This is a genomic window from Nonomuraea sp. NPDC059007, assembly GCF_042740555.1.
Lineage (GTDB): Bacteria > Actinomycetota > Actinomycetes > Streptosporangiales > Streptosporangiaceae > Nonomuraea.
In genome coordinates this window covers 13,935-31,986 of sequence record NZ_JBHYJD010000055.1, presented here as the reverse complement: position 1 = coordinate 31,986, position 18,052 = coordinate 13,935, and the positions used below count along the sequence as shown (strand labels likewise).

The window sequence follows — 18,052 nt, the reverse complement described above, 5'->3', positions numbered from 1 at the left end:
AGCTGTCCGCACCCTTCCGAAATGCACCATAATGCACTCTCTAGTGCAAGCCGGGTGGCGGAATCAGTGATTCGCGTAGAACGACGTGATGCGGGATTCGGCGGCCCGCGCCTGGGCTTCCGGCGTGCCGGCGAGGATGGAGGCGTCCGCCCACCTGCGACTGCTGTTGGTGACGAAGGTGTGGCCGGCGGCGCTCTCGGTCCAGCTGATGATGTCGCCGGCGACCGCGTCTCCGGTGGCCAGGTGCCACCTCAGGGCCAGCAACCAGATGTCCCAGCCCACACCGGTCTCACCGGCTCCGTATTGCTCCCATCGCTGTGCCGCTATGCCGGCGGAATGGATCACCGTGAGGCCCCAGCCACTTGGCCAGACGCTCTTGGGCCGTACACGCTTCCCACAGGCTCTCCAGAGCGAGGGGGTATTCCTGGGTGAGGGTCGTCGCGGAGGCGACCACGTCCCCGTCGACGGTCGCGGTCAATGACCGGATCACCGCGTCCAGTTGCTGGTCGACGATCGATGGATCCAGAGCGATCACTCCCTTGTCATCAGCCTGTCGCGGCGCCCACTCCGGGTTGAAGAACGCTGAGCGCGAATCGAGCCGGACCCTCGGCGTCCGGATCGTTGGCATAGCTGTGCGGCTGGTCTCCGTTGAAGCTCACGGCGTCACCGGGAAGCAGGCGCCGCACCTCGTCGGAGACCCGGAGATCGACTTCGCCACTGATGACGAGCAGGTGTTCGACGGTGCCCGGCGAGTGTGCCTCACTGCTGTGCGACTCCGCGGGATGGAGCGTCCAATCCCACAGCTCCAGCACGTCGGGCGGGCCCGAGCCGGCCACCAGATGCGCGTGGCCGCCGTGAGTCCCCCGCCACAACCGCGGGCCCTGCCCGGAACGGACGACCTTCGGCTTGGGCGGCTGCTGAAGCGCCACGAGCTGGGGCAGGCCCAGCCCGAGGGCATCGGAGATACGCAACAAGGTGGCGATACTGGGGTTGGATTGCCCTTGTTCGATCTGCACGATCATGCGCCGGCTCAGACCGCATCGCTCGGCCATCTCATCCAGCGTCCAGCCGCGAGCCTGGCGGTTTCCTCGCACGTTGGCGGCGAGCGTACCGGTCAGGTCATGCAAGCTGGTCATGCGCCACCCCTGCTGTAAGTGCACTTGCCAGTGAACTATAAATCACCCGCTAGAGCGCCAGCGGCTCGTCGGCCATGTACGGCGGCGCCGGCTCGTACTGAATCATGCGGCGCACGGCCCGCGCGTGCTCGCGTCCATGCAGCCGCCCCACGAGCCAGAGCGCGGCGTCGATCCCCGCGGAGACGCCCTGGCTGGTGAGGAGATTGCCGTCCACGACGTAACGCGCGTCACGGACGACGGTGACGTCGCCGAGAGCCTCCAGCGAGTCCTCGTGGTTCCAGTGGGTGGCCACGCGGCGGCCGCGCGCCGGCCCGGCGGCATGCAGCAGGAACGCTCCCGTGCACACGCCCACCGTCCACGCGGCCCGCTCGGAGGTCTTGGCGATCCAGCCGGTCACGACCGGGTTGTTCGGCTCGACCCGCCGCGCACCGTTGCCGCCGGGAACCAGCAGCACGTCGAGCGGCGGATGGTCATCGAGCGTGTGATGCGGCAGCACGCGCATGCCCTTGCTGCACTGGACGGGTTCGGACCGTTCGGCGACGAGCACGCCGGTGTCGGCGTCTTCGCGGAGCATCCTGGAGGCCATGAAGACCTCCCAGGGGCCGACGAAGTCGAGTTCCTCGGCGCTGTTGAAGACCAGGAGTCCGTAGGTGGTCATGACGATCCTCTCAGAGCGGAACGGAATCGGTCGCGATAGTCCGAAGGGGCGACCCCCAGGCGCCGATGGAAAGCACGCCGCAAGGTCTCGGCCGTGCCGAAGCCCAACCGGCGCGCGATGACGTCGACGGGGTCCCCGCCCTCCTCAAGTGCTCGCTGCGCGGCCTCCAACCGCACACGTTCGACATAGGCGGCGGGCGGGATGCCGACCTCGGCGGTGAAACGACGTTGCAGGTGGCGGGTGCTGAGCCCCGCCTGCTCGGCCAGATCGGCGATGTCGTGCCGGGCGCCGGGCGCCGAATGGATCGACGACACCGCCTCGCGGATGGGGTCGCTGGCCGGCCGTACCGACCACAACCCCACGCTGAACTGCGACTGCCCGCCCGGCCTGCGCAGAAACAGCACCAGGTCACGCGCGACCTCCAGCGCCACCCGCTGGCCCAGATCCTCCTCCATCAGGGCGAGCGCCAGATCCATCCCCGCGGTCACCCCGGCCGACGACCAGATGCGCCCATCACGAATGAAGATCGGCTCCGGATCGACGCTGACCCGCGGATACTCCCGCGCCAGCCGCCGAGCCCTGTTCCAGTGGGTGGTGACCCGGCGGCCGTCCAGCAACCCGGCCTCGGCCAGCAGGAAAGTGCCGCTGCACACCGAGGCGACCCGCCTGGCGCTCGCCGCCGCCGCCTCGACCCAGGCGGTCAGGCGCCGGTCGTACCTGGCCGCGTAAACCCCCGACCCGCCGGCCACGATGAGCGTGTCGAAGCCCGCCGGATCCAGGTCGGCCAGGCCGTGCGCGACGTGGACCGGCAGCCCGCTCTCGGCGCGCACCAGCCCGGATTCCGGCGCCACGATCGTTGCGGCGTAGGTCTCCGCGCGGCTGAACACCTCGTGCGGTCCGACAAGATCGAGCGACTGGAAGCCCGGGTAGACGACGAAGGCGATCTGACGTTTCTGCACACTTCGACGGTGCGACCAACCCGGGCCGGGCGTCAACGACACACACCCCACAGATCGCGCCACGGTGACCTGTGCCACAAGGGCCGCCCTCATGTCACACCGACGCCGGCTGCTCCGTCCTTGCGATGTTCATTCGAGGCAGGAGGTCTTCATGACACGGGCTGTGACGACGATTGTCGTGATCGTCAGCGCGCTCTACACGTTGTACTTCGGCGTTTGGATGTGGGGGTGGCCACGCGAGTTCGCCGAGTTCGTCAACTATCCCAATCATGTTCATTTCCTGCATGACTTGGGTGCTTTCCACCTGGGCATCGGGGTCGCCCTGCTGGTCTCGCTGATCTGGCGGGACGCCATCCTCGTCGCCCTCGTCGGCCTCGCGACGGCCAGCTTGATCCACACGGTCAACCACACGATCGACTCTCATCTCGGCGGCGCCGCGAGCGATCCCTACGTGATCGGCGCGCAGACCCTCCTCGCACTGGTGGGCATTGTCCTCCGGGCCCGGCATCTGCGCGCGCGAGCGACCAAGGAGCAAGCGCGATGAAGGTCCTGCTCGCCGGAGCGACCGGCGCGATCGGGGTACCGCTGCTGTCGGCGCTGGCCGGCGCGGGTCACGAGGTGACTGCCGTCATCCGCGATCCCGCCAAGCGACGACTGGTCGCCGAGCATGGCGCGGACCCGGTGATCGCCGATGTACTGGATCGGGACGCGTTGCTCCGCGCCGTCGACGGCCGGTCCGCCGACGTGGTCATGCACCAGGCCACAGCGCTGCGGAACGCTCCGCGCACCCTGCGCCCCGACGACCCCACCCTTGCCCTGCGCGGCCGGGGGACCGAGCACCTCCTGGCGGCCGCGCGCCTGGTCGGCGCGCGGCGGTTCGTCACACAATCACTGATCACCGGGTACGGCTACCGCGATCACGGCGACACCGTCCTGACCGAGGACGACACCTTCGGCTCCCGCGTCGGCAACATCGGCGACCTGGTCACCGACGCCGGCATGGCCACCGAAAGCCAGGTGTTCGCCGCCGACGGCATCGAGGGCATCGCTCTGCGGTACGGGATGTTCTACGGCAAGAACGCGTTCAGCGACATGTTCGCCGACATGATGCGCAAACGGGCGCCCATCCTGCCTCGGGGCAAGACCGCCACCACCTCCTTCGTCCACGTGAACGACGCGGCCGCCGCCACGGTCGCGGCCATGGAACGCGGCCGGGCCGGCGAGGCGTACAACATCGTGGACGACCAGCCGGTAAGCTGGCGCGCCTTCCTCACCGAGGTCTCCCGAGCCCACGGCACCCCGCGGCCCGTGGTGACGCCGAGATGGTTGCTCCGGCTCGCCGTGCCGTATCTGGGCTGCCTGATGATCGACACGACGATGCGCATCTCCCATGCCAAGGCCACCAGGGAACTCGGCTGGACCCCTGCGTACGGCACCTTGCGCGAGGGTCTGGAGGCCCGTGAGAGGCCGTGATGTCGAAGGCGCTTCCGAGGGTCCAGAACCGGCGGTGAGGCATCTCACCCGCACGAACTGACCGCCAGAACCAATTTGGTCAGTTTCTCAATTAGCCTTCTGCTCAGGACGCGAACAAGAGGAGCTGTCATGACAAAAACGGGCAAGGGCGGCCGGGCTCTGGTGGTTGGCCTCGGCGTCGCGGGACTCGCCACCGCGCTGCGGCTACGCCAGGTGGGCTGGGAGCCCGTGGTCGTGGAACGAGCACCCGCCCGTCGTGCGGGCGGGTACTTCATCATGTTGTTCAAGGCAGGCGCCGCCCCCGCGCGCAGGCTCGGCGTCCTGGAGGCGATCGGAGATCGGACGCCCGCCCGGATGGTCAGCCATGACGTGAACCGGGCCGGGCGCCGCAGCCCCGGAATGAGCCCGGCCGCCCTGCCCGCCATCCCCCGGCAGCTACTGCGCGGCGACATCGAGCAGGCCCTGTTCTCCGCGCTGCCCGCCGATGTGGAGATCCGCTACTCCACGGTGCCGACCCAGATCACGCAGGACGACTCCGCGGCCGAGGTCACCCTCCTCGACACCGTCTCCGGGGCCACCGTCACCGAGCGCTTCGACCTGGTGGTGGGCGCCGACGGGATGCGCTCGACCGTGCGCGAGCTGGCCTTCGGACCCGAAAAGTACCTGCACCCGCTCAACTACATGATCGGCGCCACCGTCCTTGACCAGCCGATCGAGGGTCTCGGCCTGGACGTGGGCCTGTCCCTGGCCGAACCGGGGCGTTCAGCGATCATCTTCCCCTTCTCCGACCACACGCCGAGCCTGCTGTTCTCCTACCGCACGCGCGACATCGACGCCGAGTTCCGCCGTCCGCCGATCGAGTCCATCCGCGCCGCCTTCGGCCCCGAACCCACTGGCCGGCTGCTGGAAGAGTTGTTCACGCGGTTCGAACAGGCGCCGGAATACCTGTTCGACTCCGTGAACCAGGTCAAGATGCCACGATGGCACCGCGGGCGGGTCGTCCTGATCGGCGACGCCGCCTGGTGCGTGACCTTGTACGCGGGCATGGGCGCCTCCAGCGGCATCGCCGGAGCCGAGTTGCTGGGCACCATGCTGCAACGCCACCCGGGTGACCAGCCTGGCGCGTTGCGGGCGTGGGAGGCCAGGATGCGGCCTTTCATCCATACCGAGCAGAACAGCGCGCTGCAGATGCGCAAGATCTTCACTCCGCATGACCGCAAGGAGCGGCTCCTGCGCACCTTGATGATGCGCCTCGTGCACACCCCGGCCATCGGGCAGTTCCTGGGCAAGATAATAGGCCCGGACATGAGCAACAAAGAGGTGGACGTCGCCGCCGTCTGAGACGTCCCGGATCTGGAACAAGAGGAACGAACCCGATGAGCCAGCTGGTCGAACACCACTCGCGCAAAGCCGCCCGCATCCTGGACAGCGCACGCGAACTGGTGCTCGACCACGGCGCGGGCAAGGTCACGGTGTCCGAGATCAGCCGCGCGGCCGGAGTCGGCAAGGGCACCGTCTATCTGTACTGGCCGAGCAAGGAAGACCTCATTCGCGGACTGTTCGCCCGTGACCTGCTGACGCTGATGGACCAGAGCATCGGCCGCATCACCGCCGACCCCGCGACGGTCCAGCCTCGTCACCTGGCCGCACTGCTCCTGCGCACCACCCACCAACTCCCGCTGGCGCACCGCACCTACAGGGGCGACACGGAACTCCTGCGGCTGTTCGACGAAGAGCCCGCCGACCGTGAGCTGTTCGCCCGCATCAATCCCGCCGCCATGTGCTCGGCGGTCATGCCGATCCTGCACCGCCACGGCCTGATCCGCCATGACCAGCCCCTGCCTCGCCAGACGTATGTCGTGCACGCCGTACTCGGTGGATTCTTCGCCGCCGTCTCCGAACCGGCCATCGCCCCGGCCGGTGTCGACGACCCCGTCGAAGTCCTCGCCGACACCATGGCCACCCTGCTCGAACCCGCCACCCCACCCAGCCGGGCGGCCATCGCCGCAGCAGCCGAGGAGACCATCGCCGTCTTCAACGACGTCCGCGACGCCGTGCTCGATCTCATCCACCGCGGCGAGACTCCCGAACCCTGATCATCCTGTACGCGCTGCCGCCCTCCATAGACCTGATGGGCGCGCCTGCCGGGGAGCGGGAGACCGTACACCAGATCATTCGGGACCTCCTGGCTCACACGCCGACGTCTGGGTGTCGTACGTTGAGCGTCACCAAGGACAGGAACGGAGGCGGGCGGTGACATCAGACGGGCCCGTGATGGCCGAGCTGGAAGCCTTCGTCGGCAGCGGGCGCAAGCACGGGGCGCGCAAACGGGTCATCCTGCTGCAGGCCGCCCGCCTGTTCGTCGAACGCGGCTACGACCTCACCGGGATCGACGACATCGGCGCGGCGGCCGGCGTCAGCGGGCCCGCGGTCTACCGGCATTTCGCGGGCAAGCAGGCCATCCTCATCGCGTTGATCGAGTTGTCGCTGGAACGGCTGGGAGAGGGCGGGCGGGCCGTACTGACCGCGCGGGAGCAGGCGCCCGAGGAGCGACTGGTCGCGCTCATCGAGTGGTTCGCGGCATTCGCCCTGGAGAACCAGGAGCTGATGCTGATCCTGCAGGGTGAACTACCGAGGCTCCCCGAGGAGGACCGCCGGCGTCTCATCCGTGCGATGCGCGTGGTGCGCGAGGAGTGGGTCTCCCTCCTGCTCCAGGTACGGCCGGACCTGTCCGCATTGGCCGCCCAGATCGCGGTCATCTCCGTCATGGGCATGGTCACGCCGGTGATCGCTGCCCGGCTCGGTGGCGACCTCGCGGTGGTCCGCGACCACCTGAGAGCGCAGATGCTCGCGGTGATACGGGCACCCGCTCCCTGACCACTTCCGACAAAAAGTTAACGGGCCTATACTTTTTGCCGGAAGCAGTCTGCCACAGACGGGAGCACGCGATGGAACGCTGGGTCGAGAGCAACGGGATCCGGCTGTGGTGCGAGACCTTGGGAGACCCGGCCGACCCGGCGATCTTGCTGGTGATGGGGCTCGGCGCCCAGGGAACCTCCTGGCCGGACGACCTGTGTGACATGCTGCGGGCCGGAGGGCGCCGTGTCATTCGCTACGACAACCGCGACACCGGCCTGTCCGGCTCCGTCGACTACGCGACCCGCCCCTACACCCTGACCGACCTGGCCGACGACGCGATCGGCCTGCTCGACGGGCTGGGCGTCAAGGCCGCGCACGTGGTCGGAGCCTCGATGGGCGGCATGATCGCGCAGGAGATCGCCCTGGAACACCCCGCCCGGGTACGCACCCTGACGGCCGTCATGTCCGCGGCCGCCGCCGTCGACCCGCAGACCGGTACCTTCCGCGGCTCGGAGCGCGACCCGCGACTGGTCGCCTGGGACACCCGGCAGGCCACCGATCCCCCCACCACCGACGACCAGCGCATCCAGTCCCGGATCGACCTGGCCCGCATCCTGTCGGGCTCCCTCGCCTCGTTCGACGAGGCGGCCACGCGCCGGATCATCGAGCGGGAAGCGGCCCGGGCCGGCGACATGGCTCACTCGATGCGCAACCACATCCTCGCGGTGATGGCCTCGCGCGACCGTTCGGATCTGATCGGCTCGATCACGGCTCCCACGCTGGTGATCCACGGCACGGAGGACCCCATGGCCCCCTTCGACCAGGGCCGCGCGCTGGCCGCGGCGATCCCCGGCGGCGTCCTGATGCCCATCGAGGGAATGGGCCACACCCTGCCCGCACCGGCACTCCCCCGCATCGCCGCCGCCATCCTCCGGCACACGAGCGAGCCGGACGCCTGAGCCCGCCGACCTTCCGGCTCCCGCCGGAGGCCGACCGCCGACGGCCCGAGAAACCCGGGCAGGCGGGTGCGTTCGTCAGGGTGCAGGCCGAGGTCACAGGCGATCGTGGGCGGGTGTGTTTCGCAGCAGTGCCATGGCCATGGCGGCGGTCAGCCACAGAACGACCGCGGCGGCGGTCAGGGTGGTGCTCAGGCCGGTGTGGAATGCGCCTCGTGCCACCTGGAGGAGGTTGGCCGCCTGGTCGGGCGGGAGCGTCGCGGCGCTGTCGACGGCTGAGCCGAGCGATTGGCTCGCCTCGGACGGCGGGCCGGGCAGCGCGGCGCGGTAGACGACCGACACGACCGTACCCAGGATCGCGATGCCCAGCCCCGCACCCAGCTCGAACGAGGTCTCCTGGATGGCGGCCGCCTGTCCCGCACGCTCCTGGCTGGCCGCCGACATCACCAGGTCCGCGCCGAGCGTCATCACCACCCCGGCGGCCGCTCCCGCGAGGACCAGCACAAGGGGTACGGCGGGCCCGCCCAAGGCCAGTGGGAGAACGGCCAGTGCCGCACCGAGGGCGGCCAGCGCCGCCGCCACGCTCGAACGGCGTCCCCAGCGTGCCGCCGGCCACGGTGCCGCGGCCGCGCCCACCGCGTTGGCGGCAGCCAGCGGCACGAGCGACAAACCGGCCTGAAACGGAGTGAGCCCGTCCACGAGCTGGAACCATTGGGTGAGGAAAAACAGCAGCGCCGTGTTGGCGCCGAAGCAGACCAGCACGCTCACCGTCGCGACGCTGACCCGGCGGTCGGCGAACAGCGACAGATCCAGCAGCGGTTCGGAGTCACGCCGCTGGCGCAGCACGAACAGCACCGCCAGCGCCATTCCGGCCGACCCGGCGACCGCCGGCACCAGCGACGGATCCTCGGCCAGGTGCTTCAGCCCGTAGACCATGAGACCGAGGGCGGCGACCGACAGCGCCGCGTCCGCCGGGCGCCAGCGGCGCGGCGCGGGATCCTTGGACTCAGGGATGAGCCGGGCACCGATGATCAGCACCAGAGCCACGATGGGCAGATTGACCAGGAAGACCGAGCCCCACCAGAAGTGTTCGAGGAGCAGCCCGCCGAGGACGGGGCCGAGCATCGCGCCCGCGCTGTGCGCCGCCGTCCACGCCCCGAGCGCGATCGTCCGCTCGCGGGCGTCGGGGAAGACCGATCTGATGATCGCCACGGTGGACGCCATGATCATCGCCGCTCCCACGCCGAGCAGGACCCTTGCCCCGACGAGTTGGGCGGTCGTGGTGGACATCGCCGCCGCGGCCGAGATCACGCCGAACACGGCGAACCCGGCCAGCACCATGCGCTTGCGGCCGAGCCGATCTCCCAGGGTGCCGAAGGTCACCAGCAACGCCGCGAGGGTGAGCGAGTAGCTGTCGACGATCCACAACATCGCGCTCGCGCCGGGCTTCAGGTCCCTGGACAGGCTGGGCAGGGCGACGTGCAGCACGGTCACGTCGATGCCGACCAGGAACAGGCTCGCGCACATGACGGCGAGTACTGCCCATTTGTGAGGTGTCGAGGGTGGATGGATGTCCTGGTGCATAGGCACCAGCCTGGGGATAATAGTGCATATTCTACAAGTACTGTCTTTCATGTGTCATAGTGACGATTTGTATAGAAATAGAGGTCACCGGTGCGTAAGGGGTTGCACGACAAGCCCGCCAACTGCATGGTCGAGGTGGCCATGGAGATCCTCGGCGGCCGTTGGAAGCTGGCGATCGTCTACAAGTTGCTCCAGCGCACGCACCGCTTCGGCGAACTCCAGCGGGAGATGCCCGGCATCACCCCCCGCATGCTCACCCGCCAACTCCGGGAACTGGAGGAGGACGGGATCATCTCGCGCATGGTCTACCGCGAGGTGCCGCCCCGGGTCGAGTACTCACTCACGGACACGGGCAGGAGCCTGGAGACCATCGTCGGCCTGCTCGACACGTGGGGCAGGTCATACCTCGAGGACCACCCCGCCGTCCACGCGGATGGCGAAGTGGTGTGACCGCCGATTCCACTCGGACAGGGGTGTCTACGGAACAACGAGTCCCCAGTACAGCGCCCACGGCAGGAACGCCGCGGCGGCCGCGATCAGCACGCCGAGCCGGAGCCGGCCGCCACGGGACAGGGAACGCCGCGATCGCCACGCGGCGGCGCCGGTGGCGATTCCGGCGGCGACCACGGTCACGGCGAGGACCTGGAGCAGCAGCCACGGGACGGACCGGGCGAGGACGACCGGCCCGATCACGGTCGCGCCGGTGAGGATCAGGACGCCCAGATAGGCGAGGAAGCCGATCACCGTCGCCGTCAGCGCGACGACGAACACGCGGGCGGGCCGGGCGGCCACGGGGGCGCCGCGGCGTCCGCGCCCCCGGCGCACCAGCGCCCCGACGGGGTAGCTCAGGCAAGCCATCGCGAAGAGCACGAACGCGACCAGCTGCCACTGCGGAGCCTCGTACCACGCGAGCGGCCCGTCGACCGGGCGGCTCGCCTGTGCCTGGGGCGGCGGGCTGCCGATCCGGATCGGCGGCGGCCCGCCGGCCAGGCTCTTGATCCAGGCGACCTCCAGCGTGGCGTACGCCGCGGGCAGCAGGTCGGGCCGGTCGAAGCCGTCGTCCCGGGTGCCGTTGAGGTTGTGCCGGGCGCCGGCGATGAAGCGGATGGCGTAGTGTTCGTTGCCGCCCCGGGCCAGCGCCCCGGCAATGATCTTCGCGCTCTCCGCGGGCACCGCCTCCCGATCCAGGGTTCCCCATACCGCGAGGACCGGCTGGCGGACACGTTCCCAGCCGCGTACGGGATCGTGGGCGGCCTCGCCGAACAGCCCGCTGGCGACGGCGTAACGGATGAGACGTCGTTGCAGCGCCGGGATGAGCGATCCGCGGATCCCGGCATGGCGGAGCCGCTCGCCGTACGCCCACGCCTGTTGTCTCGCGGGGGTGGTGCCGACCGCCCCCGCGACGATCACGAAGGCGACGTCCGCCGAACGCGCCGCCGCCAGGGGCGCCACCCAGCCGCCCTCCGACAGTCCCCAGATGCCGACCCTGTCCGGGTCGACCTCGGGGCGGGCGCGCAGGGTCCGCACGGCGGCGAGGGCGTCGGTGGCGAGCATCCCGTAGTCCCGCCGCACGGTGGAGTAGCCGTCGGTGCGCTTGTCGTAGATCAAGGTCACGACCCCTTGTCTGGCGTACGCCTCCGCCTCGTCCCGATATTCGTCCCGGGTGACCGGGCCGGCGCCGTGCACCATGACGATGGCCGGGCCGCGCCCCTTCGTCGTCTTCGGGCCGATGATCGTCCCGTGCAGGGTCACTCCGCCGGCACCGGTGAAGGTGACGTCGCCGCTGCGCACGTCCCGGGTCTCGGCCCGGACGGGGCCGGCTGGCAGAACAGCGGCCAGCAGCAGTAACAGGGCCGGCAACTTGCGTCGGAGCAGCATGAGCTGCTCTCCTTTCTTTGCGGTATTCGCGCACGGTGAAACACGCCCTTCGCGGGCGTGGTGATGCGGATTCCGTTCCTGGGCCGCCGAGCTGGCACTCGGCGGCCCGGATTCACTCGCCGTCGGCGGGTGCGGGGAAGGCCAGCAGCCGCGCGAGCACGACACGCGCGCCGGGTGGCGTCTCCTTCTCCGGCCGTTTGAAGCGGTAGAGCAGTTTCACATACTCCTCAAGGAATTCGGTGAGCTCATCGGCCGTGAGCTTGATCGTCGAGCGGGACCAGGCCAGGGCGTCGGCCCACTCCCCCATCTGCCCGCGCTGGAGCTGGAAGCGGGTGAACTGCTCCAGCTCGTCGGCGAAGTCGAGGCGATTCATCTCCTCGACCACCTCCCGCATCTCCGGGCTCTGCCTGCTGTAAGGCGGAATCCGGCGATCCGCCGGCACATGACGCCACCATCGCTCCCGTCCCCGTGACAGCTCGGGGACCTCTTCGATGAAGCCGTGCTTGGCCAGTTGCCGGAGGTGGTAGCTGGTCAGCCCGCTGCTCTCCCCCAGGGCGCGGGCGAGTGTCGTGGAGTTGGCCGGGCCCTGCCGTAGCTGCCGCTCGATCCGCTGCCTCATGGGGTGAGCCAGCAGCTTCAGCGCTTCGACGTCGGTGATCTCTTGGGGACCCGGCGGATCAGGCATGAGACCAGACTACGAGATGCAAAGACTCTTTGCAAAGACAATTTGCAAGGAGCGACGCGGTCAGCCGCGCAGGTAGCTGAGAACCGCCAGGACTCTTCGGTGGCTGACCTGGTCCTCGATCAGGTCCAGCTTGGTGAAGATGCTGCCGATGTGCTTGGAGACGGTTACGTCGGAGATGACCAGTTCCCTGCCGATGGCGGCGTTGGACCGGCCCTCGGCCATCAGGGCCAGCACTTCGAGCTCGCGGGCGCTGAGCCGCAGCAAGGGGTCGTCCCGGTGCGTGAGCAGCCGCCGCACCACATCCGGATCGATCACCGTCGCACCCTCGCCGACCTCGCACATGGTCGCCACGAACTGGGCTCCGTCGGCCACCCGGTCCTTGAGCAGGTAGCCGGTGCCGGCGCCACCGCTGCGCAGCAACTCGGTGAGCGAGGCGGTGTCGGCGTACTGGCTGAGGACCAGCACGGGCAGCGAGGGGCGGCCGCGGCGCAGCTCGATCGCGGCCCGCAGGCCGTCGTCGGTGTGGTCGGGCGGCATGCGTACGTCGGTGACGACGATGTCGGGCCGGGTTTCAGCGGCAGCGGTACGCAGGTCGCCGGCCGTGGCCACCGCGGCCACCATCTCGTGGCCGAAGTGCGTGATGAGGTTGACCAGGCTTTCCCGGAGCAGGCCGGAGTCCTCGGCCAGCACGACTCTCATGCCGTCATCGCCTGTGGCAGGCAGGGGATCTCGGCGCGCAGCACGGTCGGCCCTCCTTCTGGGCTGTCGAACTTCACCCGGCCGCCCACCGCGGCCACCCGATCGGCCATGCCTCGAACGCCTCCGTCCTCCCGAGGGGCGAGGCCGCCCCGCCCGCTGTCGCCTACTTCCAGGATCAGTACGTCGCGGACGATCCGCCCGCTGACCCAGCAGTCACCGGCTTGGGCGTGTTTGGCGACGTTCGCCAGCGCCTCGCAGACCACGAAGTACGCGGTGCTCTCCACGCCGGGCGCGAGCCTGCCCGGTACCTCGACCTTCACCCGGATCGCCAGGGGGTGAGCTCTGGCCAGCTCGGCGACGGCTTCGGGCAGGCCGCGCTCGGTCAGCACCCGCGGATGGATGCCGCGGACGAGATCGCGCAGTTCGTCGAGCGTCGTGAGCGTCTCCCGATGGGCTCGGGACAGGAGACCGCGCAGCTCAGGGTCTTCCACGCCCATCCGCGCCATGTCCAGCATCACGCCGAGCGCGACCAGCCGCTGCTGGGTGCCGTCGTGCAGGTCACGCTCGATACGTCGTCGCTCGGCGTCGAACGCGTCGAGCAGCCGGCCGCTGGAGCCGACCGTCTCCATGTCAGGGGCCTCGGACGGTGGCGGCGCGAGCAGTACCCGGACCACCGCGACGCGGACGCTCGCGACCGCGACGGCCAGATAGGCCGCGGCGACCAGCCCGAGCCCGGCGAATCCAGCCGTCAGGAGCGAGTCCCCCAGCGTGGCCAGATGGATGCCGAGGACGTCCACCGGCCCGGACACCAGATAGACGACAGGTGCGGCGAGGCAGACCAGGCAGGCGAGAGGGACGGCCGCGACCACGTAGTCGAGCAGCCACAGTCCGGCGATCAGCGCCATGGTGTAGGCGAACTCTCGCCAGGAGGCGTTCTCACGGAGCCTGGTGCGCAGCCAGGCCACGGTCCCCGCGCCGCGCAGCGTCCGGTGAGGGCTGGGGTGCGCCGGCAGGCCCAGCAATCGCAGCCGCCGGCGTTCGATGGCGCCGACCGGGATCCCGGCCAGCCCCGCCGCCGTGAGCGGGACGAATCCCACGAGAACCGGCGCCAGCGTCGCGCCCACCAGGACGAGCGTCAGCACCACCGCCATCGTGCCGCCGCCGAGCAGGGCGCCGGTCGCCGCGTAGGCCCAGGCGCGCCAGGGGGCGGCGGAGGCCAGGAGCCTCGCCGCCTCTCGCGGATGCGTGCTCTCCACACCGTCGCAGCTTAGGACGTCTGTACGCCCGTGCCATGACAGCCAGCTATACCAAGAAGAGTGGCATCTGCCGTGATTCGCCCGGCTGCCGATCGCCTGTGTGCTGGAGGCATCGTCGTCGATCACGCAGGAGGGCATCACATGAGAACAGTCCATACCGCCATCACCTGGCGGATGAAGCCCAGTGCACGCAAGGTGTGGCTGGTTCTGCACGTGAGCGCCTCGGTGGGCTGGCTGGGCGGGTGCTACGCCATGCTCGTCATGGGCGTCGTGGCGCTGACCAGCGGCGGAAAGCCGCTGCGGCCCGCGGCTTACGAGCTGATGCATGTCAGCGACACGGCGATCATGATCCCGGGGAGTCTGGCCGCGCTGATCACCGGTCTGGTGCTGGCGCTGTACACCAAGTGGCGCGTCCTGCACCACTGGTGGGTGATCACCAAGCTGGTGCTCACCGTCTTCGCCATGGTCTTCGGATACGCGTACACCGCCCAGGGGGTGAAGGCCGCGCTCGCGGCCACCCTGGCCGATCCGCGGGCCGACGTCGGCTCCTTGGAGCCGGGCCTGATCGCCGGGTCGGTCGTGATGCTGGCCGTCCTCTTCCTCGCCACGGTGCTCTCCATCGTCAAGCCATGGGGACGCACCGTCAGAGGCAGGGCGCGGCGCGGCGTGTCCGTCGTGCCAGCAGGGCGAGCAGGAGGACCGTGATCGCGGCGAGGACGATCTGGCCGACGCGGTCGAAGGTGCTCGACGCGAAGACGTACACGGCCACGACGGAATGGGCCATCAGCGCACCGCCCGCCGCCCAGATCCGGTGCTGATCGCTCCATCCGCCGGTTGCCGACCACCGCAGGAACAGCCATCCCGCACCGGCGCCGATGGCCGCCGCCATCGCCATCGGCACGAGAGTCCACGCCCCTTCGCCGAACGCCGGCGGATCTCCCGCCGGGAACAGCAGGCCCAGAAATCCGAACGTGGCCAGCAGGGCGAGCAGCCCGGCCGCCGCGGGCTGTGGGAGACGGCTCGCGGGGGCCGGTGACGGGGTACGGCCCGGCAGTACGCGCAGGGCGAGCACGGCCAGGATCGCGACCGCGAGCACGACACCCGCGAGAACGGCCACCGGTGCCTGATATCCGGGGTCCTGCGAAGGCGGGATGGTCATGCGTACCATGCCGACACCGAGGACCGCGAGGGCGGCGACGCCGGCGAGACCACCCGGTCGCAGGTAGGGCCGATCGCGGTGGGCCGGGAAGAGGATGTCCACGAGCATGATCGGGATCAGCACGCTGAAGACGACGTGGTACCCGGCCTGCGCCTGGCCTGAGCAGCACGCGGCTGATCTCCTACCATTTCGCGGGCAAGGCCGAGCTGATGAGCGCCGTCGTGACCGAGGTCTACGGACTGCTCGGCCGGTTCCTCACCGAGCGGCTGACCGGCCAGCCGGACGCGCGCACCGAGCTCCGCGCGTACATCACCGGCGTGGTCGAGTTCATCGCCGAGCATCGGACGCAGATGCAGGCCCTGATGTCGATCTTCCTGAACTTCCGCGACGGTGACGGCGCCGGCTCCTACGATCCCGCGGACGACCGCACCGCCGTCGGGCGCGTCCAGGCCATCCTGCGCAAGGGCCAGGCCGACGGCGAGTTCCGCGACTTCGACACGTTCGTCATGGCCGCGACCATTCAGCGGAGCCTCGACGGCCTGCCGTTCCTGCTGCAGAGCGCTGCCGGCCTCGACCTGCCGGGCTACGCCCGTGAGCTGACGACCCTGTTCGACCTCGCGACCCGCGCATAGCCCAACCGGGGCGTCCCCCAGCCGTGGGTGTCGCCGGGCGCGAGCGCCGTTCCACGAGGGTACGAGCCCGCCAGACGTGGCATGCCGGGCTCATGGCGGCCATCGGGTCAGGTGGCCGGGCCGACCGTGATGGTCGTGCGCCGCCCCTGGTCGGCTTCTCGGATCACCCTAATCCTGGTGTTGGTGTCCGGCGGGCGGACGCCGAGGGTGGGGTAGGCGGCGTCCCAGTACACCCCGGTGTGGTCATCGAAGACGGGAATGCCCGGCCGGGCGGGGAAGACCGTCTCGACGCCGTCCTTGCGCAACCGCAGCCTGTCGGTCCTGGCCAGGCCGAAGGTGGCGTCGAAGACTTGGACCCGCCCTCCGGCCCGAGCGCCGTCCTTCCACCGCAGCGGCACCGCTCGGGCGTCGATCGGCAGGATCAGGCCCTCGCCCGGGTGGTTCTGGGTGCTGTTGTCGGCGTGGAAGGTGTCCCAGAGCCAGACGAGCACACCGTCCTGGTACGGGAAGCGCTCGAAGATCTCGGCCCGCTCGGGGTCGTTGCGGAACCCGGCGCTGTACGGTCCGGTCCTGAGGTACTGGCCGTATCCGGTGTAGCGGCGGTTCTCCACGAGATAGGCGCGCGGGTGGTCCTTGGTTCCGACCCGGCCCACGCGGCTGAAGCCCACCGCGGTCCAGCCGTTGTCGCCGCTCTCGACGTCATCCGAGAAGACCCCCGGCAGGTTGATCGCGTCGGCCACGAAACCGTTCTCGACGGTGTTGGTGTCGGTGGAGTAGCGGAACCGGAACCAGATCTTCTTCCCGGCGTACGCACGGAGGTCGACACTCAGGTCCCGCCAATCCGAGGTGCCGGTCAGACTGTCACCGACCTGGGTCCATGCCTTCCCATCGAGGGACACCTCGGTGTAGAGGTAGTCGAAGTCCTGCTCGATCTGGTACCAGACCTTCGCGGTGAGCGTCGCGTCCGTGACGCCGGTCAGGTCCAGTTGCCGGGTGAGAGTCTCGTTGAGGTAGTCGCCCTTGCCGCTCCACCATTGGTAGGAGCCTTGTGCCGGGGTGGTCAGCTCGGTGCTGACCGTACGTGGCGGCAGGTCGACGAGTACGGCCTGCGGATCGCGAGTGTTGTAGGAGCTGACGCCGAGGGTGTGTGCGGAGGAGGTCGCGGCCCGGGCGCGCTCGTGATCCAGCCAGCCCAGGCGCAGCTTGCTCCAGGCGTCGAGGTCGCCCGGGTACTCCGCGAGTGGTCCGTGCTTACGCCCGAGGTAGGAGGCGTCGGACATCAGCGACCAGAACTTGACGCCGTTGTCCCCTCCTTCGCCGTACGCGTAAAGGTCGGGAAGCCCGAGGTCGTGGCCGTATTCGTGGGCGATGAGGCCGACGCCGCTGTTCTCGCCGGCGGTCAGGAACTTGCCGACCCAGATGCCGGTCTCGCCGATCTGGACGCCGCCGCGCAGGTTGCCGGCGGGGCCCGCCTGGCCGCGCAGGTTCCAGTAGGCGTCGTGGCTGACGGCCCACAACGCGTCGGCGCCCTGGGCACCGCCGCCCCAGGTCTCGTCGACACCGGCATGGATCACCTGGAAACGGTCGAGGTATCCGTCGGGCTCGTCGAAGTCTCCGTCGTTGTCGTGGTCACTGCGGTCCCAGACGTCGAAGGTCTTCAGCTCGGCGGCGATGTCCGCGACGCTGCGGCCCTTGGCTCGCTCGGCCTCGTACCAGGCGGTGACCGAGTCGCGGACGAAGTCGAAGACCGGGGTGTCGCAGTCCAGTCCCGAGGTGCAGCGCGGGGTGCCGTAGCGCGACTCGTTGTACGGGACCTTCACCCAGTCGGAGACGTAGCCGCCGATGTCGTAGCGGCCGGAGGACTGGAGCCGGTAGAAGCTGCGCAGCGAGTTGCCCTGGCCGAAGTAGATGTCCTGGTAGTAGGCGCGGTTGAAATCCGGTCTCCACAAGGTGTGGTTGTCGTATCCTCGCCGGGGTTCGGGAATCTGGTTGTGCAGCGGGCCGGGGGCGCCGCCGTACCTGATCTGGCCGTTGTGCCGTGTCTCATTGTCGACCTTGTCCCCGAACTCGGACAGGACCGTGAAAACCCGGTCCTTGCGCTCCAGGGCCAGCTCCACG

The 18,052-nt window shown here is 69.5% G+C and carries 20 protein-coding genes; 9 read left to right on the top strand and 11 right to left on the bottom strand.

Annotated elements, in window-relative coordinates; genetic code table 11:
- Positions 1 to 63: 63 nt before the first annotated feature.
- The 4 genes from ACFWY5_RS49085 to ACFWY5_RS49070 all read right to left on the bottom strand — a co-directional run bounded on the left by ACFWY5_RS49085 (position 64) and on the right by ACFWY5_RS49070 (position 2,753).
- Positions 64 to 282 (bottom strand): hypothetical protein, encoded by a 219-nt coding sequence (locus tag ACFWY5_RS49085; protein WP_379639059.1) that lies wholly within the window; start codon positions 280 to 282, stop codon positions 64 to 66.
- A 263-nt stretch (positions 283 to 545) separates the two neighbouring features.
- On the bottom strand, positions 546 to 1,136 hold the full coding sequence (locus ACFWY5_RS49080; protein ID WP_379639058.1) for a helix-turn-helix domain-containing protein: 591 nt from the start codon (positions 1,134 to 1,136) through the stop codon (positions 546 to 548).
- Positions 1,137 to 1,185: 49 nt separating this feature from the next.
- Positions 1,186 to 1,794: a DJ-1/PfpI family protein gene (locus ACFWY5_RS49075; RefSeq protein WP_379639057.1), complete on the bottom strand. Its 609-nt coding sequence runs from the start codon at positions 1,792 to 1,794 to the stop codon at positions 1,186 to 1,188.
- On the bottom strand, positions 1,791 to 2,753 hold the full coding sequence (locus tag ACFWY5_RS49070) for a GlxA family transcriptional regulator (RefSeq protein WP_379639056.1): 963 nt from the start codon (positions 2,751 to 2,753) through the stop codon (positions 1,791 to 1,793). Before ACFWY5_RS49070 ends, ACFWY5_RS49075 begins: the two co-directional genes overlap by 4 nt.
- 151 nt (positions 2,754 to 2,904) lie before the next feature.
- Between ACFWY5_RS49070 and ACFWY5_RS49065 the strand changes: the two genes are divergently transcribed.
- From ACFWY5_RS49065 to ACFWY5_RS49040, 6 genes are all read left to right on the top strand, one after another.
- A complete protein-coding gene (locus tag ACFWY5_RS49065) occupies positions 2,905 to 3,297 on the top strand; it encodes a hypothetical protein (RefSeq protein ID WP_379639055.1) in 393 nt (130 codons plus the stop codon).
- On the top strand, positions 3,294 to 4,226 hold the full coding sequence (locus ACFWY5_RS49060) for an NAD-dependent epimerase/dehydratase family protein (RefSeq protein WP_379639054.1): 933 nt from the start codon (positions 3,294 to 3,296) through the stop codon (positions 4,224 to 4,226). The genes ACFWY5_RS49065 and ACFWY5_RS49060 overlap by 4 nt, the downstream gene beginning before the upstream one ends.
- Before the next feature lie 129 nt (positions 4,227 to 4,355).
- Positions 4,356 to 5,567, top strand: coding sequence for an FAD-dependent monooxygenase (locus tag ACFWY5_RS49055; RefSeq protein WP_379639053.1), 1,212 nt, complete (start codon positions 4,356 to 4,358; stop codon positions 5,565 to 5,567).
- 35 nt (positions 5,568 to 5,602) lie between these two features.
- Complete coding sequence (locus tag ACFWY5_RS49050) at positions 5,603 to 6,322, top strand: TetR/AcrR family transcriptional regulator (RefSeq protein WP_379639052.1); 720 nt, start codon at positions 5,603 to 5,605, stop codon at positions 6,320 to 6,322.
- Between the two features lie 157 nt (positions 6,323 to 6,479).
- Positions 6,480 to 7,103, top strand: a complete 624-nt coding sequence (locus tag ACFWY5_RS49045; protein WP_379622542.1) for a TetR/AcrR family transcriptional regulator — start codon at positions 6,480 to 6,482, stop codon at positions 7,101 to 7,103.
- Between the two features lie 71 nt (positions 7,104 to 7,174).
- A complete protein-coding gene (locus ACFWY5_RS49040) occupies positions 7,175 to 8,044 on the top strand; it encodes an alpha/beta fold hydrolase (RefSeq protein ID WP_379639050.1) in 870 nt (289 codons plus the stop codon).
- Positions 8,045 to 8,137: 93 nt separating this feature from the next.
- On the opposite strand, the gene ACFWY5_RS49035 is transcribed toward ACFWY5_RS49040, so the two are convergent.
- On the bottom strand, positions 8,138 to 9,625 hold the full coding sequence (locus ACFWY5_RS49035) for an MFS transporter (RefSeq protein ID WP_379639049.1): 1,488 nt from the start codon (positions 9,623 to 9,625) through the stop codon (positions 8,138 to 8,140).
- A 90-nt stretch (positions 9,626 to 9,715) separates the two neighbouring features.
- Between ACFWY5_RS49035 and ACFWY5_RS49030 the strand changes: the two genes are divergently transcribed.
- On the top strand, positions 9,716 to 10,075 hold the full coding sequence (locus ACFWY5_RS49030; RefSeq protein ID WP_379639048.1) for a winged helix-turn-helix transcriptional regulator: 360 nt from the start codon (positions 9,716 to 9,718) through the stop codon (positions 10,073 to 10,075).
- Positions 10,076 to 10,102: 27 nt separating this feature from the next.
- Here the strand turns inward: ACFWY5_RS49030 and ACFWY5_RS49025 are convergent, their stop codons facing one another.
- The 4 genes from ACFWY5_RS49025 to ACFWY5_RS49010 form a co-directional block, all read right to left on the bottom strand.
- Entirely contained in the window at positions 10,103 to 11,503 is a 1,401-nt protein-coding gene (locus ACFWY5_RS49025) for an alpha/beta hydrolase family protein (RefSeq protein WP_379639047.1), read from the bottom strand.
- 112 nt (positions 11,504 to 11,615) lie between these two features.
- A complete protein-coding gene (locus tag ACFWY5_RS49020; protein WP_379639046.1) occupies positions 11,616 to 12,188 on the bottom strand; it encodes an ArsR/SmtB family transcription factor in 573 nt (190 codons plus the stop codon).
- Between the two features lie 60 nt (positions 12,189 to 12,248).
- Positions 12,249 to 12,887, bottom strand: coding sequence for a response regulator (locus tag ACFWY5_RS49015; protein WP_379639045.1), 639 nt, complete (start codon positions 12,885 to 12,887; stop codon positions 12,249 to 12,251).
- Positions 12,884 to 14,143 carry a sensor histidine kinase gene (locus ACFWY5_RS49010; RefSeq protein ID WP_379639044.1) on the bottom strand — a complete coding sequence of 420 codons (1,260 nt, stop codon included), beginning with the start codon at positions 14,141 to 14,143 and terminating at the stop codon, positions 12,884 to 12,886. Before ACFWY5_RS49010 ends, ACFWY5_RS49015 begins: the two co-directional genes overlap by 4 nt.
- Positions 14,144 to 14,284: 141 nt before the next feature.
- Here ACFWY5_RS49010 and ACFWY5_RS49005 point away from each other — a divergent pair, with 141 nt between their 5' ends.
- On the top strand, positions 14,285 to 14,848 hold the full coding sequence (locus ACFWY5_RS49005) for a hypothetical protein (RefSeq protein ID WP_379639043.1): 564 nt from the start codon (positions 14,285 to 14,287) through the stop codon (positions 14,846 to 14,848).
- Here the strand turns inward: ACFWY5_RS49005 and ACFWY5_RS49000 are convergent.
- A complete protein-coding gene (locus ACFWY5_RS49000) occupies positions 14,787 to 15,425 on the bottom strand; it encodes a hypothetical protein (RefSeq protein ID WP_379639042.1) in 639 nt (212 codons plus the stop codon). The two genes, ACFWY5_RS49005 and ACFWY5_RS49000, sit on opposite strands and share 62 nt — an antisense overlap.
- A gap of 86 nt (positions 15,426 to 15,511) precedes the next feature.
- Here ACFWY5_RS49000 and ACFWY5_RS48995 point away from each other — a divergent pair, with 86 nt between their 5' ends.
- The gene (locus ACFWY5_RS48995) at positions 15,512 to 15,934 is read left to right on the top strand and encodes a hypothetical protein (RefSeq protein ID WP_379639041.1); all 423 of its coding nucleotides are present in this window, start codon (positions 15,512 to 15,514) and stop codon (positions 15,932 to 15,934) included.
- A 107-nt stretch (positions 15,935 to 16,041) separates the two neighbouring features.
- Here the strand turns inward: ACFWY5_RS48995 and ACFWY5_RS48990 are convergent, their stop codons facing one another.
- On the bottom strand, positions 16,042 to 18,051 hold the full coding sequence (locus ACFWY5_RS48990; protein WP_379639040.1) for an immune inhibitor A domain-containing protein: 2,010 nt from the start codon (positions 18,049 to 18,051) through the stop codon (positions 16,042 to 16,044).
- Position 18,052: the final 1 nt, after the last annotated feature.

Coding starts and splice junctions, on each gene's coding strand:
- ACFWY5_RS49075 (WP_379639057.1), bottom strand. CDS start 1,794: ATGACCACCTACGGACTCCTGGTCTTCAACAGCGCCGAGGAACTCGAC.
- ACFWY5_RS49015 (WP_379639045.1), bottom strand. CDS start 12,887: ATGAGAGTCGTGCTGGCCGAGGACTCCGGCCTGCTCCGGGAAAGCCTG.
- ACFWY5_RS49040 (WP_379639050.1), top strand. CDS start 7,175: ATGGAACGCTGGGTCGAGAGCAACGGGATCCGGCTGTGGTGCGAGACC.
- ACFWY5_RS49005 (WP_379639043.1), top strand. CDS start 14,285: ATGAGAACAGTCCATACCGCCATCACCTGGCGGATGAAGCCCAGTGCA.
- ACFWY5_RS48995 (WP_379639041.1), top strand. CDS start 15,512: ATGAGCGCCGTCGTGACCGAGGTCTACGGACTGCTCGGCCGGTTCCTC.
- ACFWY5_RS49060 (WP_379639054.1), top strand. CDS start 3,294: ATGAAGGTCCTGCTCGCCGGAGCGACCGGCGCGATCGGGGTACCGCTG.
- ACFWY5_RS49025 (WP_379639047.1), bottom strand. CDS start 11,503: ATGCTGCTCCGACGCAAGTTGCCGGCCCTGTTACTGCTGCTGGCCGCT.
- ACFWY5_RS49080 (WP_379639058.1), bottom strand. CDS start 1,136: ATGACCAGCTTGCATGACCTGACCGGTACGCTCGCCGCCAACGTGCGA.
- ACFWY5_RS49020 (WP_379639046.1), bottom strand. CDS start 12,188: ATGCCTGATCCGCCGGGTCCCCAAGAGATCACCGACGTCGAAGCGCTG.
- ACFWY5_RS49065 (WP_379639055.1), top strand. CDS start 2,905: ATGACACGGGCTGTGACGACGATTGTCGTGATCGTCAGCGCGCTCTAC.
- ACFWY5_RS49055 (WP_379639053.1), top strand. CDS start 4,356: ATGACAAAAACGGGCAAGGGCGGCCGGGCTCTGGTGGTTGGCCTCGGC.
- ACFWY5_RS49050 (WP_379639052.1), top strand. CDS start 5,603: ATGAGCCAGCTGGTCGAACACCACTCGCGCAAAGCCGCCCGCATCCTG.
- ACFWY5_RS49035 (WP_379639049.1), bottom strand. CDS start 9,625: ATGCACCAGGACATCCATCCACCCTCGACACCTCACAAATGGGCAGTA.